Genomic DNA, 25,360 nt, shown 5'->3' with positions numbered 1-25,360 from the left:
TTCATATCAATGAACAAGAGCTTCTTTCTACGATCGTGCTGTTCACGATCCAATGATCGTCATACTCGCCGTCCAGTACGCCCAGCTTGTGCATCAGCAGCCTAAGGGATTGTACACCAAGCTCCGCAGGCTGCAAATCCATGCCCGTCAACGATGGCGTAACTTGATGCATCATCGAGAGATCTCCGCAGATCACGAACAATGAAATATCCTCCGGAACGCTATAGCCTAGATCCTTGATCGCATTCATCGCGCTATATGCGGTTCGATCATCATCTAATGAATCATATGCGGACGAAACGCAATTTGATGCTCATTTTATGCTTTTATATAAGCCTCCGTTCTTTCGATGGAGACGGTCATCTGCTGTCCTGCATTAAGAAACATGATGTCGCGACGGCCGAGACCAACTAAATAATTGCATATGTCGCGAATAATTTTGTCATTGTCGTTATTTACGGTTGAAACTTCATGAAGGTCCTCGTTTAAAATTGGGTTACTCCAGCATTCATTATTTTTCGAAGCAATTTTCAGCATATTTCGGTATCCCTCCATCCGATCTGCGGAAGCAAACCAACGTGGAATAGCTTAGGCCTAGCGGCAATTTCAGTTTCTGTTCTAATAATTCCCTAAAGCTTATCCCAGTTGCTCGAGTATAGTTGTAAGCCTCATTGCAGAATATAAACCAGTACTATAAAAAACAAATGAGGTGGGATAAGCAAATGAAGAAGTTTTTATTAATGATTGGATTTATCGGCTGTTTAATGATGTTCTCCGCAATTCCGGCTTCTGCTGAAACCATGAGTGCTAACAACAATACGCCTGGTACGGAGATGCGTCATGATGTCAACCGTGGCATTAACGATACCAATCGTGCATTAGGAACCGATTTTGACCGGATCGGACAAACCAATTATAACGGAACACCAATGAACGCAAACAACTATAGAACAAATGCTGCAACAGACGATGATGGCTTTGATTGGGGTTGGCTTGGTCTTCTAGGTTTATTGGGGCTGGCTGGCATGAGAAACCGCGCAAACGATCGTGAACGTGACCGCGCTTAAATACGATAATTAAATTGCACCCCCTCCGCTTAATTGCAGAGGGGGTGCTAATGCATCTTAATGCGATGTATAGTTCGAAAAACCAGTTGATTGATTGTTCGTATTCATAAACGCCATTGGAGCTTGCTGGAACGAAGCATTTGCAATCTGTTTGCAAATGCTTGAAATTTGATTAAGCTGTTGGATAGCCGTTTGGTGACCTTGCAAAGCGGTTTGAATAATATGTGCGGCTTGCTGCTCGCGTTGAGCAATTTGCTCAAGCAGTACGGCATTGTTTTGCTCCTGCTTTAATAATTGCTGGTACTGAGCTGACGCCTGGTTAGTCTGCTGAATCAATTGTTGTATCATCTGTTCTGCATGCGCTAGCTGCTCGGAAATTTGATTGTTAGGTTGAAGCTGATTCATGGTATTTCCTCCTGTACGTTTATTTGGCAACTACCGTATTATGTTTAATTCTGACGAATATTATGCGTTGCATATGCTTCATTTTCATTATTTTTATCCGTGCAAAGTCACACTTCAATAATAACCGGAAGAATCATTGGTCTTCTCTTGGTCTGAGCGTATACATACCTGCTAATGGACTCCTTCAAATTGTGCTTCAAGATGGACCACTTACCGTCATTTCCATTTTCCTGTAGATCTTTTACGGTCTTTATAACTAATTGGCTGACCTCCTTCAGCAATGCCTCGGACTCCCTTACATAAACAAAACCGCGTGAAATGATATCTGGCCCGGATAATAAGGAGCCCTCCATGCGGCTAAGGGTAATAACCACAACGAGAATGCCATCCTCTGCAAGGTGCTTGCGGTCACGCAGGACTACGTTTCCAACATCACCAATTCCCAATCCGTCAACAAGGGTGTTGCCTGCTGCAACTTTACGTGTTTGGCGAGCCGTTTGATCTTTAATATCGAGCACATCACCGATATTCATAATGAAAATATTTTCTCTCTCTACACCAACGGACTCCGCCAGAAGCCGGTGCTGGTACAGCATCCGATATTCCCCATGAATCGGAATAAAATATTTCGGCTTCATAAGGGTTAGCATAAGCTTCAGCTCTTCTTGGCTGCCATGTCCTGAAACATGCATGCCGGTTGAAGTGCCCGATCCATGAATGACATGCGCGCCCAGCATATAAAGATGGTTCAATGTGCTCGATACGTTTCTTTCATTTCCGGGGATCGGCGAAGAGGCAAAAATAACCGTATCCCCCGCTAATATTTCGATATGCGGATAGGTTGAGCTTGCCAGCCTTGATAAAGCGGCCATAGGCTCCCCTTGGCTGCCCGTACATAACACAGCTAGCCTTTCTCTAGGCAGCTCATTCGCTTCTTTTGCTTCAATTAACATACCTTCCGGCACCCGTAAATAATCAAGCTCCAATGCAACCGATACGACGTTTACCATGCTTCGACCAAGCAATAGCAGCTTTCGATTTGTTTTTTTGGCAGCATCAACGACCTGCTGCACACGGTTCACATTGGAGGCAAAGGTAGATAAAAACACTCTGTTTTCTGCTTTCTGGAAAGCCTCCTCAATGCGTTCACCTACGACAAGCTCTGATGGCGTGAATCCAGGCCGTTCCGCATTTGTACTCTCGGATAGTAACGCCAAAACACCGCTTTCACCGATATGAGCCATTTTGTGAATATCCGGAAACTGTTGGTTGACCGGGGAAAGATCGAATTTAAAATCTCCGGTATGCACAACCTTGCCTTCGGGCGTTTCAATGACGACACCAAGACAGTCCGGTATGCTGTGATTGGTACGAAAGAAAGACAGCTTCAGACTGCCTAGCTCGACTAAAGATTCAGAGTGGATTTCGTGCTGAACAATCCCTTTGAGCCGATTCTCCCTCAGCTTCCCTTTAATTAAACCAAGGGACAACGCTGTTCCATAAACAGGCATATTCATTTGCTTCAAAATGTACGGAATGCCGCCGATATGATCCTCATGTCCATGGGTAATCACCAAGGCTCGAACTTTGTCCTTATTCTCCAACAAGTATGAGATGTCAGGGATAATCAGATCAATACCCAATAAGCTCTCATCCGGAAATTTAGATCCGCAATCAATGACGACGATATCGTCTGCATACTGTACGACATACATATTTTTCCCAATTTCGTACACGCCGCCGAGAGCAAATATAGACAGCTTGCTCTCCGTTATTTCCTCATTTATCTCTTTCTGCTTCATAATCATTCCTCCCATCTACCGTTTGTTATTCTTTCCAACATTCAACAAGTATTATTGTAAAGACTAGTCCCATTTATTCATTTCACTGAAATCCACTAGCTCAAATCCATAGAAAAAAACCGGTCGAGACATAATCTCACCGGCTTTGTTATTTCCTTGATGACCAGGAACATGGCATGCATCATCAAAGAGCGCTATTCTTATACTCCGATGGCGAGAATCCCGTATACTTCTTGAAGCATTGGCTAAAATATTGCGGGTTGCTGTAGCCGACCTGCTCTGCGACTTCGTAGGATTTCAGACCGTTTATTCGAAGCAATTCCGTTGCCGATCTCATCCTTGTTTGAAGCAGAAAGTCGCTGAACGTAATCAACTTCTCCTTCTTAAACAAAATACTGAGATAGGTAGGACTGATATGTACATATCGGGCGACCTCTTGCAGCGACAGCCCTTCCGTGGCATAGTTACTCTCAATATACTCGATGGCCAAATGCACCATGCTTTTGGTTTGAATCTCGCGCTGACGATTCGCAATGTCCAGGAAGTTCCCCGTCAAAAGACGGATCGATTCAAAAATTTCCTGCACCGTCTGAAACCTTTCCAATACATTGTAATAGGAATAGACGCTTTCCACATTTTCTTTAAACTTCACATTTCGTATCGCTATTTCTTCCAGCTCCTTAAATAGAAGCAGGCTGATGCCAATGCCGATCAGACGGACTTGCGTAAGCGACACGAACTTCATTTCAAGCACCCTTTGCTCGATCGTGTCCAGTATCGCATGTGCTTCTTTTTCCAGCCCCAGCTTTACTTTCATTACAAATTCGTTCTCTAATCCGTTTAAAATAATTTCTGTCGAGCTCGTTGGAGGAAGTCCGGTATCCCCGACGGTTAACACTCTGTTTGTTCCAATGATATGACGGAATTCAATAGCGGCCTTTGCGTCGCGATACGATAGGGAAACGTCGCCAAGATGGTTATAAATAAAGCCGATTCCAACGGTTACGGTCGTTTTCAAATATTTTTCAACGTTGACTCGAATCGTCTCCGCTATATGCAGTGTCGTCTGCTCAATCGAGTCCTGCTCGCCATCCGCATTATAGATGATGACAATCTCATCATTTTCCGATTCGAAAACGACGCCCTCATAATCATTCAGCATCGTTTCCTCGGCAACGTTCAATATGCAGTATTTCAGCATTTCTTTGCCAAAGCGGTTCTGATAATCGGGGTAGCTGTAATCGTCTGCCGTTAAAATAATGACAACATACTTTGACCTCGTCAGCTTGAAATGAAGAAACTCGCTGTGTGAACGAATCTCTTCCTCGGATAAGTTCTCCTTGATTAATCTCTCCAAAAACCGTTGTCTCAGGAGCGGCATGCCTTCCAAAACCTTGCGCTTCATTTCATTCTCATACGCTAGCTCCGCAAGCGCCCGCTTCGCCGTTTCCAAGAGTAGCTGCGTATCGACAGGCTTCAATAAATAATCAAAAACCTTCAATTTCAGCGCCCGATGCGCCAGCTCAAACTCATCAAAGCTCGTCAGCATAATAATTTTTATCTCCGGGAACTGCTCTTTCACAGCCTCCGTCAATTGAAAGCCATCCATAAAAGGCATTCGGATGTCTGTTAATATCAGATTTGGCCGCGTTTCTGCAATCAGGGTCAACGCTTCTTCACCATCTCTAGCCGAGCCTACCAGTGTAAACCCATTCTGTTCCCATGGTACGGTTCGCGATAACCCTTTGAGAATAATGCTGTCGTCATCTACAATGACAACCTTCATCATCAATCGTCCCCCTTCTCGTCATCCGTAAAATGGGATATTTATCGTAGCGATTATTCCGCCGCCACTCTTACATGCATATTGAAGACCATACATCGTCCCATAGTTTAGCTGCAGCCGCTTATTTACGGTACGAATGCCAAACCCAATAGCAGCTCCTTGATCCTCGTCCTCCCGCAAGCTTTGGTTGATCGCCTCTACCGCTTCTGCCGGCATTCCAAGTCCGTTATCCTCTACATACAGCCGCACCTCTTGGTTCGTTAATTGTCCCCAAATGCGGATCAAGCCTTGTCCGCGTTTTTGCTTCATGCCATGATAGATCGCATTTTCAACTAGAGGCTGTAAAGTCAGCTTTACGATATTGCATTGCAAAATATCCGGGTCAAGCTCGATTTCATAAATAAAATCCTCGCGATAGCGCATCTGCTGGATGTACAAATAATTTCGGATATGTTCGATCTCTTGGGAGAGGGGAATGATTTCATTTCCTTTATTAATGCTGATTCGATAAAAGTTGGACAACGCCGTCACCATTTCTGCAGCTTCTTTGTTTTCTTCCATCTCGCAAAGCTGTTTAATCGAGAATAACGTGTTGTATAGAAAATGAGGTTTAATCTGCGAGTGCAAAACAGCCAGCTCCGCTGCTCTCTTTTTCTCCTGTTCGTCCTTCACTTCATTTAACAAATTAGCAATGCGGAGCATCATATCCTGGATTCCTCTGCTCAGAACGCCGATTTCATTGGTCGGGTTCGCCTTGTACCTCATTGACAGATTCCCATCCTCGATGCGATTTACCGTTTGGGTCAGCTTCATGAGAGGCTTCGTAATGATATGAGCTACGATATTGGAGAGAAGTATGGCAAAGACAATGACCAGAAGCATCACGGCAACGATCACGAGACCGATGGAATTCACTTTGTTGAACAATTCGCCTTCCGGTACGATGGCGGCAACCTTCCATTTATTCAGGCTTAGCGTATCGTAAACGATCAGCATGTTCTCGCCGAATTTATTCGTCATATTGATTTGCCCGGAAGACTGATCCGTTGCCATCAGCACCCTCTGAAGATCCGTTTCATCCATTTCGTATCGATGCTCGACATTTTTAAATCGCATAACCCCGTCATCGCTTACGAGGCATAAATAACCATTGGTACTGATCTTTGCATTATTCAATAAATCGCTAAAAAAGCGGCTTTTCAAATTCATCATGAAAATCCCCTTTGTATGCGATTTGTTTTTTCCGAACATGCGGTAAACACTGATCACCTGCGGTGCAGCTAAATTAACTTCATCATGGATATTCAGCCATTTAATGACGGAGAGGCGCTCGCTGTCTAATTTGCGACTATATTCCTCTAAGGAAACTTCAACGGTTGAGCTCATCGAGTCCTTTTTGTACATTGATGCTCGCCCTTCATTGTAATAAAACAACACGGAGTCCAGCATCGAATATCGTTCAAAATAAGAATCCAAAGCTTTATTGATAAAAATATAGTCCTCGGGCTCTAAAGCTACATTCGGATTATCGGTCCGGTTCATAATGGAAATCCATTCCGATTTATTTTCCAAGCCTATTAGCTCCGCAATAAACGCCGTTAATTTTTCGCTTAATAAGCTTTTGGTTTGAGCAATCGTATCGTTCAAATTGGTCGATGCATTCTCTTTCAGCTGTTGCGAGGCTAGATAAAAAGAGATCGTTCCTGTTGCCAGTACAAATACGATGATAATCGGGATAAACAACCAAATAATCGTTGATTTTAATGAACGAAATATCGGCACAGTACTCCCCCTACAAATAAAAACATTCAGGGGGAGCGAATGAACGCTCACCCCAAATGCGATGAATACTCTATTTTTTCATTGCCGCATCATAGTCCGCTTTCGCTTTCTCCATTGAATCAGCCCAGCCGTTAACAAAGTCTTCGACGCTCATTTTGCCGGTAAGCACCTTTTGGAAATCAGGCTCAAGCTGCTGCGTCGTAATCTTCGTGTAATCCGGCAGATGGAAAGGCAGCTTTAACGCAACCGTATTCTGATCCGCCAACACCTCTGCGCCTTGCAAAATATGCTGCGTGCTCTTTACGTAATCGCTCTCGAGTGCAACGGTGTTAGTCGGCATTTGGCCAATGCTTTCATTCCAGTACGTTTGGCTTTCGGCATTCATCAAGTAGCTTAGAAACGTCCATGCTTCCTCGGGATGCTTGGTATTTTTGAAAATCACCAACCCGTTTGCAACCGGAACGACGACTCTTTTGCCATTTGCTGCTTTGGGCGGTATAACGCCTGCGAATTTGTCGTTGCCCAGGTTTTTAACATGGTCATTGTATGAACCGAAATTATGCTGAATCATGGCCGAAGTACCTGTATCGAACGTTGCATTCATTTCTTTGTTGCTGTTCGTAACGTCGCTTACGGGTGTATTTTTCTTATAGAGCACGACATACTTATTTAAAAATTCAGCGATTTTCGGATCTCTAACCGTCGCTTTGCCGTCAGGCGTGAAATATTCCGTTATGCCGGAATAGGCATACATCATCGAGGTAAGCTGATTAATGCTTCCCGAGCCTCCGCGAATGCTAAAGCCGTAACGGTTGTTTGCGATGTCGGTTTGCTTGTCGATATTAGTGAAGAAATCATCCCAGGTTGTAGGCGCTTTCAATCCAGCGTCCTTTATCCAATCCGTCCGGTACCAAAGAATATCTAGAAACATCGTATGCGGAAGATAATAAAGCTTATTGTCTGCGGTTAACCCCCGGTCGAACTCCACCATATTTGAAGCAATTTTGTCCTTATCGCTCCAATCATTGAAGTAAGGATCAAGTTCGTGAACTGCTCCCTTCGCCACAAAATCGGATAACCAAACCATGTTGATGCCCGCTACATCAGGCGTGTCATTGGTCGCAATCGCAACGTCATACTTTTGCTTGGCACCGCTTGCCGGGATACCCGTATATTCCACTTCGATGTTCGGGTGCTGTTTGTTAAATCGTACTATAAGCTCTTCATAAAAAGGAGTTCGATTGGGCCCAGGATTTTCGTCCCAGAAGGTAAGCTTCACTTTTTCCGACGGTTCGCTCGTTTGGGATGGCGGCTCAGAGGCTTGATTTGCCGCTGGCGTCTCCTTATTCGTCCCGTTTCCGCCATTGCTGCATCCTGATACCATTAACGCTAATGCTGTTCCTATTACCATCAACTGTGTGAGTCCCTTTTTGTACATATACACATCTCCTCTTATTCGATTCATTTATGCTAATTTCCTTTTCAGTTAAGTACCAGAAAAGAATAAATTAGTAATATTCAATTAACCCTTCACAGCTCCCGCGCTCATGCCCTGTACCAAAAACTTTTGAACGTAAGCGAACAAGACTGCTGCCGGCAGCAAAGCAATAACGCTTCCAGCAGCCAATGCGCCGTATTGGATGTCGTATTCGCCCTGCATGTACCGCAGTCCGACAGGCAGCGTGAAGAGCGCTTTTTTACTGATCAGCATGAGTGCGAACAAAAATTCATTCCATGATCCGATAAACGTATAGACCATTGTCGCCACGATACCTGGCACCAGGATAGGGAATATGACGAGGAAAACAGATTTCAACCGACTGCAGCCATCCACCATGGCCGCCTCTTCAAGCTGCTCGGGTATGTTCGTAATAAAACCGCTCATCAATATCGCGTTGAAAGGAAGCTGGAACGTGCTGTTAATGATGACTAATGCGAGCAAATTGCTTGTGAGATGCAGCGATCTAAAAATCTCAAACATCGGAATAAGGAGCATAGCCCCTGGAATGAACTGCGTGCATAACAGAAGCAGCATAAAGAGCTTTTTGCCGCGGAACTTGAATCGGCTGATCGCGTACCCTACGAGAATCGAGCAAACCAGCACGATGAGTACAGTCAAGCTCGCAACGATTAAACTGTTGACGAAATATTTGGAGAAGCCTACGTTAGTCCATGCAATCCGGAAATTCTCAAATGTCGCCGGCAGCGGCCAGTATTTGATCGGTAGCTTAGTGATGTCGCTCTCCCTCTTAAACGCGGTGACAAGCGCCCAAAATAACGGGAGTAATGTGAACAACATCGCAAGCAGCATCGGTAGATACAACAGAAATGTTCTTTCCGCCAGCTTGGGAATAAATGAAGCAGCTTTCAAGGTTTGCGTGTTTCTCATGCTTACTCTTCCTTTCCGTAACCGCTTAGTTTCAAGTAGAAGATGGCAAACAGCAGCAGGATCGTAAAGCCAATTACGGTAAGCGCAGAGCCGTAACCAAATTCTTGCGCGATAATCGCTTGCTTAACGATGTACATCGGGAGTGTTGTCGTTAAATCAATCGGTCCGCCTGTCCCATTCGTCATTACAAATATGAGATCTACGTTGTTGAACTCCCAGACAGCCCGCAGCAAAGTTGTTAATATGATGGTCGTCTTCAAGAACGGGAGCGTAATATGGATGAAGGATTTCCATTTCCCTGCTCCATCTACATCTGCTGATTCATACAAATCAGTCGGGATGGTCTGCAAGCCGGCGAGCAGCGCGATGGTGAAGAAAGGGATTCCCCTCCATAATTCAGCGGTAACGATAGCTGGAAATGCGGTGTGTATTTCGGAAAGCCATGCGATCTTATGATCGATAAACCCTAATTTCAAAAACAGATCATTGATCGGCCCTATTTGCTCATTAAATAAAATTTGCCATAAGGTGGAGGTTACAACCCCTGAGATGGCCCATGGCAAAATCGCAGCCGATCTGAATACACCGCGAAATTTAAATGCTTGATTCAGCATAAGCGCAATTCCGAGTCCGCATACGAGCTGGAGAGCAACACCTATGAACACCCATTTAGCCGATACCCACAAGGTCGATAGAAACAATTCGTCAGCTGTGAAGATCGTCTTGAAATTGTCGAACCCAACAAAGCCATTCTCGTATGCTTTCGCCGGATTGAACTGCTGCAAGCTGTAATAAAACACATTCCCGACCGGATAGAACAGGAAGACGATAATGAGAACAATCGCTGGGGCAATTAATAGGTAAGGCAGCCAGTGGATGCGCGGCTTCTGTTTTCTGGCGATCTTTCGGTTTACAACAGTTGGATGATTAGTATTCACTCGGTCTCCTCCACTCTAAGTCGTCTAAACGGCATCAACTGAATCCGCTTTCATGTCTTAATTGTAGAGGAAATATATAGGACGGAGAATCAAATATCTTTATCGGAATGTTTAAGATCTTTACTAGTTGCTTGCTGTAGAAAGTGCTTTTCACCTAAAAATAGCGGGACAGGAACGAATCCTGCCCGCCATTTTGTGTTGTCAGTCTTCAATCTGCTTCGGTTCATCCCCTGTAATGATTGGCGGAGATAATTTGGCGGCTGTCGGAGCTGAAGCGATGCCAGCTGCCGGTGCGACATGGATCGTATACGTGACCTGAACAGCACCATCGGCTGCCGTTACGAGCAAATGATCGCCTGTGACAAGCTCGCCCGAAAGCTTTGCAGCATAGACAGAATCCGTGACGGAATACGTTTGTGTCGATCCGTCTATAGAGCTTACTTGCACAAATAGCTGATCAGCGGTAGTGCCGCTCACTGCTCCAATTGTAAGCTCTGCAGGGTCGAGCGTCGTTAAATTCGGATGTCCCTCTGCTTTCAATTGAATATTCGCGTTGCTTGATAGCTTCAAAGAGGCTGCTTTCACAAACTTAATGTGGTCGATCACGATCGAGCCCGCGTTAACGGCAGCGAATCTCACCGGATAGCTGCCTGCTGCCGTGAATGTGGACGGACCTAGATCGACCGATATAAACGAATTGGCTGTTGTATTATTTTGGTTGACCGGCAGACCCTTCATCTCCCCATTGACATAGGACTGAACAGTAGCCCTTCCCGCCGTATTGGTCTTATAACGATATGATACGTCATAGGTACCCGCCTCCGGAACGGCAATGCTGAATTCAATCCACTCTCCGACTGGAACAGCATTCGTTTGGAGATAAGCGATTCCATTGGTGGATGAGGTTGAAATCGTAATAGTAGGGATACTCTTCGTAACGGAACTTAGCTCACCTTCAACGACGATCTCTGCAGGAACAATGATGCTGTAGCTTTTCTTCGTCGTTCCATCCTGGGCGGTTACGACGAGTATGTCTCCTGTCACAACGATTCCCGAATTTTTCTCAGCGTTTAACGAATCGGTGACCGAGTACGTCTGTATCGTCCCATCCGTTGATTCTAATTGACTAATGACATCTGGCACAGTCGCTCCCATTACTGCTGTAATCGAGTTGGCAGCAAGGTCTACATTCGTTAGATTCAGGTGTCCGGCCCGTTTCAATTGAATGGACGTGTTCTGCAGATTCTGTACCCAGTTATTCGGATAAGTCTCTTTTCCAGTCACTGTTACATTGTTCAAGTCAGCGAGAGGAGTAAGCTCATTATTCCAAGTATTCTTGTAGTAAGATGAATTCGTAACGCTAATATTGCTCGCATTTAATAACTGTATGACATTAGGGTTGCCAGTCCCGCTGACCATTTTCATCTGATCAATGGTTGCATTTTTCACATCATCCAGCACGATTGCATAGCGGTCATCATTATTCTCGAATCTTGTTGTGACATTTTTAAACGTCAGTCCATCTACATGTCTTGCCCAGAAGCCGTAGGATGGTTGTTCGCCAATGTCATTTACGTTATATTTGCCTACGCCGAGCTCCGGAGGAGTTATTTCGGTATCAGCGAAGCTGTTCCCGCCCTTGACTAAGACATCCACATTTTCAAAATTCAAATTCTCGATATAGCCGATCCTGCGTCCGTCAGGAAGCGTTGGTCCGCCCTCGCCAACCTTATAGCCTGCAATAATTGGTGTCGCTTTTTTCTGGTTGGTATACGGAACCCATCTCTTGGATGGATCACCGTATTGGCTGCCTTGATAGACCTCTTCAATATTGACATCCTTGATGAAAATATTTTTTACACGCCCTATGTTTACATTTGTGCTTAACAGTTCATCTCTCTGTACACCATTTTCCATAAAAATCATTCGTTTTGCGTCACCGCCGATCACGCGTCCACGGTTTGAGATCGAAATAAAGAATGGCGCGCGCGTCCGTCTCATTTCTGACTTATGGTGAATGGTACCCGTCTGACCGTCATTCAAATAAATATTTTCGATATGGCCGCCGTCATTCGTGGAAATTGAAAAGCCGGCTTTGTTGCCTGCGAGCACGTAAATGTTATCGACATACGCATTTTTAATATCGTCTACCGTTTCACTGCCGATCTGGAATAAATTGCAGTTGGTATCTCCGATAATATTACGAACGTAAAAATCAGTAGCAGGTCTAGTGAAGCCTAGTGAGGAATCGCTTCCCAGCTTTACAATATCGTCAGAGGTGCCTTTGGCATAAATATTTTTGGCCGTAACATAACTGCTTTGCATATAGTCAAAAACATCTCGGGCTCCGCCGCCGCTGCCCTTGTCATAATAAAAGTCATGCGTATTAATATAATCTGTTCCGGTTGCCAGCATTGCAAAATGTCCGGCCCGATCCACTTTGAGCATATTGCTGATGTCCGTTTGCCTAACCTCATTACTGCCATCCGCGTTTATGCTTTTAATATAATACGGTTCATCAGTGGTAGGTGAATTCGTCTCTTCGTACCAGAGATCAAGCCCGTTATCCAAGCCGCCGAATTCAAAGTTTGTACTCAGCTTTACGGTAACCATTTTGTCTGTACGATTGTTTGGAGCATTATTCATAACCCCGTCGCCAGTCACCAGATTGCCATTGCCAGTAATTCTGCCATTGCCGATAATTTTGATATTGTCTAGTCTTTCACCAAAGAACATGCTGTTTCTAAAATAATGATGGCCTACATCCTGCTTGGTCAAGTAATTTTCAGGATCATCATAGGGTCCTGTCGTCGTTGCGGATGTGCCTGAGCGATATCCCTTATCCGAGAAATACGTAGTCTCCGGGGCATCGCCGCCCTTTAATGCAGATAAAGTAGCATCCTTATGGATATAAAGGTATACATTGCTTTGAAGCAGGACGGTTCTTACATTAAATGTACCATTCTCAAACAGCAGCGTGCCTCCGCCCAAAGCGTTCAAATACAATATGGCATCATTGATCGCCTGCGTGTCGTCAGCCGTGCCATCACCTTTTGCGCCCATCAGCTTGGCACTCAGTTTACCCGAGTAAAATTTAGCGATATTAGAATCTCCCGCATTGTCGCCGCCAGCAATAACAAGCTTAAAATAATACTCGGTGTCCGGAGTAAGGTTTGTTACCTCTACTTCTTCACTCTGTGCACTAACGACAGCTGCGCCCTCCGTCCATGTCGCCCCTTTATTCGTTGATTGCATCAACTTGACGGAAGCGGCATTCTTAGCAGCGCTCCAGCTGAATTTTGCCTTCGTATAGGTGTCGATGCTCTCCTTATAAGTAAGACTCTTATCCAGAACCCGTTTGAAGTCGCTAATTGTACTTACAGCCTTTAACAGGACCGGACTCCATGGACTTGTCAGTACTTCCGGCTCAGAGGTCGTGTAGGAAGCCTCAAATAAATAGCCGCCTGCTTCGACGGTCACATCCTTAAACGTAATTTGAAGATCCGCTCCGTTTGCCGGTCTTAAATCAAGGCCCTTAAAGGTGATAAGCTGGCTTCCATCCTCCTTGTTATCAATCGCGACAGTACCAACCTGCTGGAATCGGTATCCCTCGCCTACTCTGCCTATCGATTGTGTCGCAAGCCCGGAAAGCTTAACTTCACCTCTGCCAATCACGTTTACCGTTGTGTTGTCCATGGTAGCGTTAATGCCCTTCGGAACCTTCAGGACAACCTCTGTTGATGGACTTCTCATTCCGGCAAAAAAATTCAACACGACATCAGCTTGCGTATTCGCCGTGATCTCGCTGTTTACTAGCTGCATTTTCCCTCTTAACGCGCCTTTGACGACATTTACGGTATAATCCTTTGAAGCTTGGTCTGCACTTACCGTTAAAATATCTCCCGGTGCTATCGAATCCGTTAATTGCTTGGCAAGCCCATTTGTATCCTTGACCGCATAGGTTTGAGGAACAGCCGTTTTAGCCGTAATTTGACTCAGAAGCTCATCCACCGTTTTAATAGTCATGGTGGTACGACCTGCACCTTCAGCCGTATCAACGGTATAAATATAGCTGTCGCCAGAAGTAACATGAATCCTATTTTCTGAAATATCGCTGATATAGTTAAAGCCAGCCTCTTTTAATTGGATATCTGTTGGAGCCGCGGGCTCATCACTCTTCGCTGGTACGACTACCGCAATGCTTCCTGTGCTTGCCTTGCTGTTATCGGATGTCCTCGTTACTTCCAACACGAGGTTCACGGTCGTTTGTACAGCTGGAGGCACAACCGTTCCATTTAGAGCAATAACGTTTGCATTGCTTGAAGTCTTGATCGCTACTGTAAATCCGGTCGGCACCGTTGGGAGCGTTAATGCTGTAGCATCCTTTGTTGGCGCCGTGATCGCGGCGATTGACGCAGCAACCTCTGCTGCTGTTTTGCTCACTGGCTGATTGCCGCCTGAAGTTCCGCCTCCAGATGGCTTAGATGCTGATACATCTGATTGCACGCCATCCGCTATCGTTACACGAGCCGGCTTCGGTTCCATCTTCACGCCATTTGCATTGATGACAGCGTTTTCAATAGTTCCATTGCCCTTTACCTCTGCCAGCGCGTCCGCTACAAAGTTTGCCACGGATGCATCCGCACTCATTTGCACGGTCGAGCCTGCCGCTGATTTTTGAATGCTTACATTTGTGACTTTTGCGCCCATTAGCTCAATTGCTGCCTTCGTGTGGACGTTTAATTGATTTACTTTTCCTCCTTTTAATTTCACGCTCGATCCGATTGCGTTCTCCAACACATCGATTTTATCGACGATGCCTTCTGTTACGGATACCGTAACGCCAGGAGCCTCTATGGATATGCTGTCAAAGCTGCCTTCCAGCTTCGCGCCGGATTTCAGCTGAACATGCGGTATATTTGACTCGCCTTGTACGACAATGCGAATTTTCCCGTCCTGCTTGAGAACCATTAACTGTCCTTCCAGCGTCGAGCTGTTAATGATGATGCTGTTCTCGCCTCCGCCACGCACAATGGTCCGGCCTTTGACGATCACATTTTCGAGCGATATATTGCCGTCGCCCACACCCTGTGTTATATACAAGTTGCCTGAAATGACCATGTTTTTTATATTTACATCCTTTGTGTTAATCATGAGATTAGTTGAGATATTGCCGGTATACGTATCTGCTGTATTTTTCAACTCCCCAACCATATTATCGATCATTTTGATAAATTCCGCTCTCGTAAGAGGAGCCTGAGGATCGAAGATATGGTCTCCGCGCCCCGATACATAGCCGCCTTCAAGCAGAGCATTAATTGCGTCCTTGCTCCAGCTCGCGATAAGACTAGCATCGGTGAAGCGATCGGATGCGCTATGATCCTTCGCTTTCAAATCGAATGCCCGGGAAAGAATCAACGCTGCTTCTTGCCGACTGATCGGTGCTTCCGGTCTGAAATTCCCCTTATCATCGCCAGATACGATCCCAGCTGTTGAAGCCTTGGACACATCCTCCGCATACCAAGCGCTAGGTGCAACATCAGCATAGGCACGTTCCCCTTTATCCGTATACCCAAAAACTCGGCTCACCAGGGATACAAACTCCGATCGTGAAATAGAAGCATTGGGCTTGAATGTCTCATCCTTATATCCTTTGATGATGCCTTTTTGCGCCCAACGGTTAATCTCCTCAGAGGCCCAGTGATTGGCAACGTCAACGAACGTTGATGAAATACCATTAGACTCAGCTGCTGCTGTTGCTGCTCCTATGGATGCTGTAGTTAATAACATCGTTAGAATCTGTACTCTTGCAATCGCTTTCATTAATTTTTGAAGCATAGTACCTCCTCCTTTTCATGTATTAACTCCATTATAGAGTCATGAACATGTATAAGGAGTTTAATATCTTTATCGAATTGTTTAAAATCTTTTCGAACAGAAATAGAAGAGCCCTATCATTCGAAAGGCAAGCTCCGTCCGCGCTGCATTCGTTCCAATATTCACCTTGCAAGCTTTATTCTTGATCCTTATCGAAGCAGTCGAAGCATACTAATGTTTTGTCATCTAGTATGATTCCATCTATAAAACCATCATTGCAAAAAATTTGCTTCTTGCATTCCTTACAGCAGCCAACAAGCTCCTGCATTACGATTACCTCCCTAAGCTCTCGAGCTTGCTTTATTATTCATTCTCGACTCGGCCATAAGTACCAGAGGATACGCTGATCACTCGAAACACCATTATTAATACGACATACAACATAAGGCTGCATCCAACTGTTCTAAAAAAGGCTTCTGTAACTCTACGAAGCGCCAATACCAATTAATCCAATTGTTCATAGAATAGAGAGAGCAAGTGGCTAGCATGATCTTGCAGCCTCAAATAGTAGCAATGGAAAGGAATGCTGTGCGTATATGGGATGCCAGCTTGGACGGGTCATAATCCAGCGAAACGAAGGTACGATTATTTTTGGGAATGTCGGAACGATAAATATCAACACAACTTCAGTTTCCAACGAAGGAACGAATAGTTCATCCAGCGAACCAGCTTCCGCCAATAACGGCGCCAGTTACGGTGCCAATTACGGTGAATCGTCTCCGAATGGGGCAAGCGGTATGGAATTCGGCATGGAATCAAGTATGGAATCCGAAATGGAATCCCGTAAGGTATGGCCAAGACGCTTTGGAAAAAAACGATACAAGAGATTGTAGTTGCAGCAATGTCAGCATAGGACTTGCAAAATAAATTGCCATACACCCACTGCCGTTCTTTATTTCATTTGTCCTGCACTAACGTTGATATCCATGGAATGTCCATCTCTAGTCGTTGCATAGACCTTCCAGTCGCCAGACATTCCGCTTGCTACTAGGAATCACTGTTCCAGTTTCTTCTTCCCTATTACAAGGATTAAAGTTGCGACCGGACCGATGAACACCGAAATAAGAAACCAGCTGAGTCCGTTCCTATTTTTACTCTGTGCAAGTCCCGCATTGATTAGAGCCAATGTTCCCCATCCAACACATATCCGTTATCCTGAATCCTCTCCACCTTTTCCTACTCCGCAAAATTGGGATTATTATCCTATAGTAACAAAACTCGTTCCTGAAAATCTACGAATACGTTCATTTTGTATCTTTTTTTCTTCTACCCTTTAGCGAAAATAAAAAGAGCAGGCGCCACGGCACCTGCTCATCTTTGTTATTCAACTTCGACTATATTAACTCTAGTACTACACTTGCAAGGAATGCTTAGCCCGAGCAATCTCCGTCGCTTCAACCATGTTGCGCAGCGAGTCGATCGTTTCTTCGTAGCCGCGCGTTTTTAGTCCGCAATCGGGATTGATCCAGAAGAGCTTCGGGTCAAGCACGCGCAAGGCGCGTTCGATCATACTGGTCATTTCCTCTACGCGCGGAATTCGTGGACTGTGGATATCATATACGCCTAATCCGATGCCCAGCTTGTAAGTGTTGAGCTCGAAGCTATGAATCAGCTCACCGTGACTGCGGGATGTCTCGATCGAAATGACATCCGCATCCATAGCTTCAATCGAATCGATCATGTCATGGAATTCGCAATAACACATATGCGTGTGAATTTGCGTCGTGTCCTGAACCGTGCAAGTAGTCATGCGGAACGCTTTGACAGCCCATGCGAGGTACTCCGCTTGATCTTCTACCTTAAGCGGCAGCCCTTCACGAACGGCAGGCTCATCCACTTGAATCATGCCAATGCCTGCTTGCTCAAGCGCTTCAACCTCTTGTCTAAGGGCATAAGCCAGCTGGTATGCGATTTGTTCGCGTGTAATATCATCGCGGACGAACGACCAGTTCATTATCGTAATCGGACCTGTCAGCATTCCTTTAACCGGACGCTCGGTCTTCGTCTGAGCATATTTGGTTTCCTCGACCGTCATCGCTTCCTCGAACGCGACATCTCCAAAAATAATAGGAGGCTTCACGCAGCGAGAACCGTACGACTGCACCCAGCCGAACTGGGTGAACGCGAAGCCTGCAAGCTTCTCGCCGAAAAATTCAACCATATCCGTTCTTTCAAATTCGCCATGCACAAGAACGTCAAGCCCAATCTCTTCCTGCAGCTTAATCCAAATATCGATCTGCTCTCGGATAAAGTTATCATACTGCTCATTGTTCCATTCACCCTTGCGCCACTGCTGACGTGCCTTGCGCACCTCTGCGGATTGCGGGAAGCTGCCAATGGTCGTTGTCGGGAAAATCGGCAGCTGCCATTTTTTCTGCTGTGCAATATGACGCTCTGCGAAAGGAAGGCTGCGTACTGGATTTTGAACGCTAATAGCTGCAACTGCCTGCTGAATGTCATTGCGATTACGCTCACCCGACTGCTTAAGCGCCTGTAGAGCCGTATCGCAGTTTTCCAGCTCAGCTGTAATTTCTGATCCGCCTGAAGAGATGGCTTTTGCAAGAAGGACAAGCTCGCCTAGCTTCTCATCAGCAAATGCAAGCGCATTTTTCAGCTCAGGCAACAGCTTCGTTTCATTTTGAACCGTAACCGGAACATGAAGCAAGCTGCATGACGATTGTACGATTAACCGATCTGCCGGAACGATTTCAGCAAGCTCCTCCAGCAATGCCAGCTTCTCGCGAAGTGACGCCTTCCAGATGCCGCGGCCGTCAATAATGCCTGCCCCTAGTACCTTGTCCGCTGGAAAACCTAAAGCTTTAATCGAAGCGAGATTGCCGGACAATCCGTGCACGAAGTCTAGTCCCACTCCGTTAACAGGCAGCGCAACGATGTCACTATAGTTCTCTACCGATTCAAAATAAGTTTGCAGCATGATGCTCAAGCTTGGTGCTGCTGCAGCAAAAGTCTCATAAATCGTCTTCAATCGCCCAAGATCAGCGTCGCTTAATTTCGTTACGACAATTGGCTCATCAATCTGTACCCATTGAACCCCTTCACTCGCAAGCTCTTGAAGGATCTGTACATATAGCGGCACCAAACGCGCAAGCCATGCATCCGTCTCCGAAGCGCTGTACCCTTTTGACAGCTTCAGGAAGGTGAGCGGTCCTACGATAACCGGCTTGCCCTCGATACCTAGCTCTTGCTTAGCTTCACGATAAGCCTCTAAAGGCTTGTTTTCGGTAAGTGCAGGTGTCGCCCCATCCAGCTCAGGAACGATATAATGATAGTTGGTGTTAAACCATTTCGTCATTTCACTTGCTGTTGCTTCCTTCGTCCCACGGGCAATACCGTAATAGACAGACAATGGCACAGCGCCGCCCTCATAGCTGAATCGTTTCGGAATAATGCCAAACATAGCAGCCGTATCAAGAATATGATCGTAATAGCTGAAATCATTGACCGAGATAAGGTCGATGCCCTTCTCCTTCTGCTTGCGCAAATGACTCAAACGAATTTCCTTAAGCTTGCTGTGAAACTCCGATTCTTCAAGCTTTCCGGACCAAAACGCTTCGAGCGCTTTCTTCCATTCACGATCTGCACCAATACGCGGATAACCCAATACGCTGCTCTTCACCATCTTGCAACACTCCCTAAACAAATTGTTACAAGAAAGATATCATGTATTCGCTGGTATAGTGTAACTGGATTAAACTATATCTAGTTATAGCCCAAGGCTATATCAACACTTTTATTGGGCTGTCGCTTGTATAAGTGCCTCCACATATGCCGCTCCAAGCTTAGACAGCGACGTATTTTTATGGGAAATCCAACCTACATTAATTGTTTCATCAATATCCAAAGGTACAGGGATAATTTCATTGCCATTAAGATCGGCACTTAAAACCCCTGTCGAAATCGTATAACCGTTTAATCCAATCAATAAGTTGAAAAGCGTCGCCCGGTCGTTTACACGGATGCTTTTCTTATGTGACATCGTACTGAGTATCTCTTCCGAAAAATAAAACGAATTGTATTCGCCCTGGTCAAACGACAAATACGGATAGTTCTGAAGCTGGTCAATGGTCACGATCGATTGATTCGCGAGCGGATTTTTAATACTGATAAAAATATGCGGCTTGGCTGTAAATAAGCTGACGAATTGCAAATTCGCTGTTTTGAGCAGCTTGTTGATGACATTGCCATTGAACTCGTTAAGATATAGAATCCCGATCTCGCTGCGCAAGCTTTTGACATCTTCTATAATTTCGTAGGTTTTGGTTTCTCGCAAAGATAGCTCATATTCATCATGACCATGCTCTTGAACCAAGCTTACAAATGCATTAACCGCGAATGCATAATGCTGAGTAGAAACTGAAAAATGCTGTGGGGAGGGCTTCGCATTAAGGTACCGGCTTTCCAGCAGCTCAGCCTGCTCAACTACCTGCCTGGCATAGCTTAAAAATTCAACGCCTTCCTTTGATAAGGAGATGCCTTTATTTGATCGATCAAAAATCGCAACCTGCATTTCTTCTTCCAGATCCTTAATCGCATTTGAAAGGCTTGGCTGCGAGATAAACAACCGCTTCGCAGCTTCATTAATGGAGCCCCGATTGGCGACCTCGATTACATATTTTAATTGTTGCAGCGTCAATTGAAATACTCCCTTCTAACCTTTCTCTTTCCTACATTATACAAAGTTTATTAAAGCTTGCTAATAACCCCTTTGCTCCATTTAGAACTAAAAAGGGTAAAAGAAATACCATTTTGCGGAACTTTTGAAAGTCAAGTAGACTTCATACCTATTCTATCGACATAATGGAGGATCATGGATATAATGGAATAACTCACTATTCGCCTATATTTATTAAAAATTAGGTCTAATCTACTAAAAATTATGCAGTTTAGACTCGATTTTTGATGAATGGTCTAGGGGAATTGTAATTATCACTAATTTAGTAGAGGAGAATTAACTTGTCATTGTTTAAAAAAATGAAAAAATCTGTAAGCCTCTTAGTAATACTTGCGATGTCCCTGTCGCTATCTAGTTCTGTATGGGCAGCCGAGAAAACTGCTTCGGATGATCTGAAGGGTCATTGGGCAGAAGCAAATATGCGCAAATGGGTTGAGCAAGAATGGGTACAGGGATACTCTGACGGCTCTTATCAACCTGACCGTGCAATTACCCGAGCTGAATTGATTGCACTGATTAATCGTTCGTTCAAACTTACTGAGCAGTCTAAAATTTCTTTTACCGATCTGACAAGCACGAACTGGGCTTACGCACAAGTAGCTGCTGCAGTAAATGCTGAATATGTTAAAGGTTATGAGGATGGCACGTTTCGTCCTAATAAACAGGTTACGCGCGAGGAAGCTTCTGGAATGGTTGCAAGCCTGCTCAAGCTGGAGCTTCGCGGCAATCAAGGTACAGAGCAATTTAAGGATGAGTCTAAAATTGCGGCATGGAGCAAACCTTCGGTAGCGGCTCTAGTGAATAAGAAGGTTATTAACGGCTATACAAACGGCAACTTCGGACCGAAGGATAAACTTACGAGAGCGCAAGCTGTAACATTGCTTGTAAATGCTCTTACGGTATACATGCCTGATACTAATTATGATAAAGCAGGGTTATACGGTCCTGAGAGCGGTACGAAAACGATAAAAGGAAACGTTGTGGTGTCCGCTGCCGGTGTTACCCTTCAAAATACTATTATTGAGGGTAATCTAACGATTGCGGCCAAGGTAGGAGAGGGCGATGCTTTCTTTAAGAAAGTAACCGTCAGAGGCACAACAACCATTCAAGGCGGCGGAGCGAATTCCATTCATTTCGAGGACTCTGTGTTAGTGCGAATTACTGTCGACAAGAAAGATGGATCAGTGCGCGTAGTCGTTGCTGGAGCCACTTCCGTACAACATGTTTTGGTGCAAACTCCTGTGAAATTGGAAGAGTCATTCGTAACGGATAGTGGTTTTAATCATGTCGAATTATCCAATGTGCTGCCTGCTAACTCACAAGTACAGCTTACTGGAGTATATGAAAATGTAAATGTTCTTGCTTCAAACATCAAAGTGAGCATACCGAGTGGATCCATTAATAAATTAAATGTCGATTCCGTTGGAACAAACGCGGAAGTGAATCTAGGCAAGGATGCTAAAGTCATTCAGCTCGTTCTGGATGCAGTGGCCAAGTTGATTGGACAAGGTAAAGTAGAGAGCGCGTTTGTCAATAATGGCGCGAAGGGATCCAGCTTCGAGACCAAGCCTACTCAAGTTGGTGGAGATGCTGCAGGTTCCATCACGAATCCTCCAAGCAGCGGTGGCGCGATTGGCGGCGGATCCAATGATGGTTCAAGTGGTGGTACTAATGGCGGTACTAATGGCGGTACTAATGGCGGTACTAATGGCGGTGGCAGCAACAATAGCTGTGAAGGAGCAAACCCGCCGATAGAATGTAAGGATGCTTCACTAATAGATTTATCTCTTAAAGGGTTCTCTCTTACACAGCTGGATAAGAACTATTATGAAAAGGAAATTGGCTTTAAGCCTGACGTTTTTTCTTACAGCGTCATTATTGATCGTAACACTCAAGCCATAACTGTACCTGTCACTGTAACAAAATCTGCTTATGAGAAAGTATCTTACTTTATAACTAGCGGTCAAAGAAACAGTTTTGAAAATAAAGAACTACCAACAGAAACGAGCACTTTCAATGTAAATATCGCTCCACTCAATGACATTGCAGTTGTGATCAGCGTAGTTAGCGGAGATAAATTACGAATAAAGGTATACACGATTAACATTCATTATCCAAGATCCATTCAAGAGGCTTCAATGATTAAACGGCAAAGTACTTATAAATCTACTCAAGGCAAAATATCACATGAATATGAATATTTATTTGACCTCGGTATGGTTGAAGGAAAAAGGCTACTCAAAACTGATTCTATTGAACTTTACAAATCAGGAGATTTAACACCATTTAAAACCTGTGCCTCTGATCATTGCTTATTAGAAGCTAATTCTATAGCATCGTCAACTGGTTCGTTTGATGTTAAAGTAATACGTGATCAAAAACTTCTGTATAGCGGGACCTATCACTATGATTTGACTCCTGTAACGAGAATAATCGATAATTTCGGAGTTAGAGCCGTAACGCTGAACAAGCAAGAGCTCATTGATGCTTTCAAACAAGAAGAGTTATTTTTCCAAATTCCTTTTAGAAATGCTTTCAAGGTTTTTCTTGACCCGCAAAAAATCACAAAAGAACAACCTAACGCCAAGTATATTGGATACTCACAAGAATCCATATTCCTAAAGACGAGCAGCTATCCTGATGCTCCAGGAAAAGAAAACCTAAAGCTTAATACAGCTCCGCTGGAATTCACGCACCGAAATATCGGATTGACAGCTAGTGCGATCAATCTTGATGATGGTAAAGAATACTCAATTCTCGAATCTTACTACCATCAATCTACTGATCCGAAAATTGGGAAAAATGTAGAGGACGTTTTCTTCTACGTTTACTTATATGATAAAAATTATGAAGTTATCGGATATTACATTATTCCTATAACGTTTGATGAAGAGCATGTAGCGGATGGTTATACTCCGCTTCATACTTGGAACCCTTAAAGATCAATATCGAGCAGGAGGGGCATCCGCCCTTCCTCTCCCCATTTTTGAACAATGCTGTGACATACTGCTTAATACTTAGTTTATACTACGGCACCCTCCTTACACCCCCTTCTCAACCTGAACAATCACATTCCCGAACCACTGTTTGTTAATCATGACGATTAGCTTCCATTTGCCTGCATACGGCAGCGTCATCCCAGACGGCAGCACGGCATCTGCTCCATTATGTTTTCCTGGCCGAACCCTGCTCTCAAATACCGTCAATAAATCATCTGTCGACTCCCGAACCGCATAGATTTGCAAGTCTCCGGTGAGCTCCTCATTCGTCCCCCAAAAATGCCACATATACTTATTCCCTTTGCCTGCGATAAAACCTGGATCAATAAAGCCTAACTTCCCCTTAGTCCCAGTCATTGAATACGGACCAGACACAAATGAAGGGCTCAGCTCCCAGCCGCCGTCAGGAACATTCCACTCCTTATACCCATTCGATACATCGTCAATGAACATTTCAAAGCGCCATTTGCCGCCCAAAGGGATCGCCATACCTGAAACAATCCGCGTTTTAGTGACAGCATCTACTGTAGAAAATAAATCTTTACCATATTCTTGTGCATTCATTTCACTGATTGTGGTTTCTGTAAGCTCCTCTAAGGTCATTCCCGTCTCTTGATGGGTTGCGATGATTTGTAATTTGTGGCCAAGCAATTCCGAAAGTGGTTTATGAATCATGTACATCGCACCTGCCGGTTTACCTGCAATCATATCTCCGCCTGGGAACATCTCCCACTCAGCTTTAGCAATCGTTGCTGCATTCCTATTGCTCCTCCCATCAATAGAGGTTCTTTCATTAAATCCATCTGTCCAAATAAATGCCAGAGCAACAACGATCATTGCAAATATAGAAACCGACCAACCGAGCTTGAGGGAACGTTTGCTAAAACCCGCTTTCTTTCGCTTTAGCATGCTAATTTCCTTCAGCAGGCTTTCACTTTTCTCGACAGTCCATTTTTGACCTTCAAAGGGAGGCTTTATCAAAGTGTCATACCAGCCTGGTTTCGAATCTTGATCCGTTTTCATAGCTTCCCACCCTCCTCCTTCAGCATGCGCTCCATTCGAGCACGGGCTCGATGCAAGCGGGATTTGACCGTCCCTTCCGATATGGCCAGCAGCCCAGCCATGTCGGAGTACGAAAGCTGATAGTGGGCATCGAGAATCAGCACTTCCCTCTGCTTGGCAGGCAGCCTCATTACCGATTGCCAGATCTCATGCACGCCCATTTGATCCAAAACCTCCTGCTCTGCCGATCTCTGACTCTTCGAATGTGTAACGGAGCCCATTAACATAACACGCTTAATAAAGGAAGATTTGAGCCAATTGATCGACTTATTCCTCGTGATCGTAAGCAGCCAGGTTTTGGGAGAGCTTCTGCCTTCAAAGCGATGCAGCAAACGATACGCGTTTAAAAAAACATCCTGTGTGATGTCATCCGCTGCGTCCTTGCTCTTGACTAGTATGAAAGCGTAATGCCATACATCGTCCCCATAGGCTGCCATCAAATCACCTAAAATCGAATCAGCGTTATCACCCGTTATCGTGATACTTTTCAAGTACTCCAAGCCGACCACCTCATATCATTAGACAACAGCGATAACGAAATGTTCCATTTTCACACAACT

At 44.8% G+C, this 25,360-nt stretch carries 17 protein-coding genes and 1 pseudogene; 3 read left to right on the top strand and 15 right to left on the bottom strand.

What is annotated here, in order from left to right:
• Window position 1 precedes the first annotated feature (1 nt).
• Window positions 2-262, bottom strand: a pseudogene (locus tag AC2TDN_RS02725) (substrate-binding domain-containing protein); the annotation flags it as partial.
• Window positions 263-318: 56 nt separating this feature from the next.
• The gene (locus AC2TDN_RS02720) at window positions 319-537 is read right to left on the bottom strand and encodes a hypothetical protein (protein ID WP_484686930.1); all 219 of its coding nucleotides are present in this window, start codon (window positions 535-537) and stop codon (window positions 319-321) included.
• 185 nt (window positions 538-722) lie between these two features.
• Between AC2TDN_RS02720 and AC2TDN_RS02715 the strand changes: the two genes are divergently transcribed.
• The gene (locus tag AC2TDN_RS02715; RefSeq protein ID WP_482064842.1) at window positions 723-1,067 is read left to right on the top strand and encodes a WGxxGxxG family protein; all 345 of its coding nucleotides are present in this window, start codon (window positions 723-725) and stop codon (window positions 1,065-1,067) included.
• Between the two features lie 57 nt (window positions 1,068-1,124).
• Here the strand turns inward: AC2TDN_RS02715 and AC2TDN_RS02710 are convergent, their stop codons facing one another.
• The 9 genes from AC2TDN_RS02710 to AC2TDN_RS02670 form a co-directional block, all read right to left on the bottom strand.
• Complete coding sequence (locus AC2TDN_RS02710) at window positions 1,125-1,472, bottom strand: AMP-dependent synthetase and ligase (protein WP_482064843.1); 348 nt, start codon at window positions 1,470-1,472, stop codon at window positions 1,125-1,127.
• A gap of 107 nt (window positions 1,473-1,579) precedes the next feature.
• Window positions 1,580-3,274, bottom strand: coding sequence for a ribonuclease J (locus AC2TDN_RS02705; protein ID WP_484686929.1), 1,695 nt, complete (start codon window positions 3,272-3,274; stop codon window positions 1,580-1,582).
• A 184-nt stretch (window positions 3,275-3,458) separates the two neighbouring features.
• Window positions 3,459-5,063 (bottom strand): response regulator, encoded by a 1,605-nt coding sequence (locus AC2TDN_RS02700; RefSeq protein ID WP_484686928.1) that lies wholly within the window; start codon window positions 5,061-5,063, stop codon window positions 3,459-3,461.
• 18 nt (window positions 5,064-5,081) lie between these two features.
• On the bottom strand, window positions 5,082-6,842 hold the full coding sequence (locus tag AC2TDN_RS02695; protein ID WP_484686927.1) for a sensor histidine kinase: 1,761 nt from the start codon (window positions 6,840-6,842) through the stop codon (window positions 5,082-5,084).
• A gap of 70 nt (window positions 6,843-6,912) precedes the next feature.
• The gene (locus AC2TDN_RS02690) at window positions 6,913-8,280 is read right to left on the bottom strand and encodes an ABC transporter substrate-binding protein (RefSeq protein ID WP_484686926.1); all 1,368 of its coding nucleotides are present in this window, start codon (window positions 8,278-8,280) and stop codon (window positions 6,913-6,915) included.
• 84 nt (window positions 8,281-8,364) lie between these two features.
• Window positions 8,365-9,231, bottom strand: a complete 867-nt coding sequence (locus AC2TDN_RS02685; RefSeq protein WP_484686925.1) for a carbohydrate ABC transporter permease — start codon at window positions 9,229-9,231, stop codon at window positions 8,365-8,367.
• 2 nt (window positions 9,232-9,233) lie between these two features.
• Window positions 9,234-10,169, bottom strand: a complete 936-nt coding sequence (locus AC2TDN_RS02680) for a carbohydrate ABC transporter permease (RefSeq protein WP_484686924.1) — start codon at window positions 10,167-10,169, stop codon at window positions 9,234-9,236.
• A 201-nt stretch (window positions 10,170-10,370) separates the two neighbouring features.
• Window positions 10,371-16,007, bottom strand: coding sequence for an S-layer homology domain-containing protein (locus tag AC2TDN_RS02675; protein WP_484686923.1), 5,637 nt, complete (start codon window positions 16,005-16,007; stop codon window positions 10,371-10,373).
• Window positions 16,008-16,182: 175 nt separating this feature from the next.
• Complete coding sequence (locus AC2TDN_RS02670) at window positions 16,183-16,314, bottom strand: hypothetical protein (RefSeq protein WP_482064851.1); 132 nt, start codon at window positions 16,312-16,314, stop codon at window positions 16,183-16,185.
• Window positions 16,315-16,582: 268 nt separating this feature from the next.
• On the opposite strand from AC2TDN_RS02670, the gene AC2TDN_RS02665 reads away from it, so the two are divergent.
• Window positions 16,583-16,879 (top strand): hypothetical protein, encoded by a 297-nt coding sequence (locus AC2TDN_RS02665; protein WP_484686922.1) that lies wholly within the window; start codon window positions 16,583-16,585, stop codon window positions 16,877-16,879.
• 518 nt (window positions 16,880-17,397) lie between these two features.
• Here the strand turns inward: AC2TDN_RS02665 and metE are convergent.
• Together metE and AC2TDN_RS02655 are read right to left on the bottom strand one after the other, a co-directional pair.
• Window positions 17,398-19,686 (bottom strand): 5-methyltetrahydropteroyltriglutamate--homocysteine S-methyltransferase, encoded by a 2,289-nt coding sequence (gene metE, locus AC2TDN_RS02660; RefSeq protein WP_484686921.1) that lies wholly within the window; start codon window positions 19,684-19,686, stop codon window positions 17,398-17,400.
• Between the two features lie 111 nt (window positions 19,687-19,797).
• On the bottom strand, window positions 19,798-20,700 hold the full coding sequence (locus AC2TDN_RS02655; protein WP_482064853.1) for a LysR family transcriptional regulator: 903 nt from the start codon (window positions 20,698-20,700) through the stop codon (window positions 19,798-19,800).
• 320 nt (window positions 20,701-21,020) lie between these two features.
• Here AC2TDN_RS02655 and AC2TDN_RS02650 point away from each other — a divergent pair, with 320 nt between their 5' ends.
• A complete protein-coding gene (locus AC2TDN_RS02650; protein WP_484686920.1) occupies window positions 21,021-23,678 on the top strand; it encodes an S-layer homology domain-containing protein in 2,658 nt (885 codons plus the stop codon).
• A 102-nt stretch (window positions 23,679-23,780) separates the two neighbouring features.
• On the opposite strand, the gene AC2TDN_RS02645 is transcribed toward AC2TDN_RS02650, so the two are convergent.
• Window positions 23,781-24,761 carry a DUF4871 domain-containing protein gene (locus AC2TDN_RS02645; RefSeq protein WP_482064855.1) on the bottom strand — a complete coding sequence of 327 codons (981 nt, stop codon included), beginning with the start codon at window positions 24,759-24,761 and terminating at the stop codon, window positions 23,781-23,783.
• The gene (locus AC2TDN_RS02640) at window positions 24,758-25,300 is read right to left on the bottom strand and encodes an RNA polymerase sigma factor (protein ID WP_484686919.1); all 543 of its coding nucleotides are present in this window, start codon (window positions 25,298-25,300) and stop codon (window positions 24,758-24,760) included. The genes AC2TDN_RS02645 and AC2TDN_RS02640 overlap by 4 nt, the downstream gene beginning before the upstream one ends.
• Window positions 25,301-25,360 lie beyond the last annotated feature (60 nt).

Source organism: Paenibacillus sp. Y660 (assembly GCF_057221575.1).
Note: the sequence above shows the minus strand (reverse complement) of the source record. Positions and strands in the feature narration are given on the sequence as shown.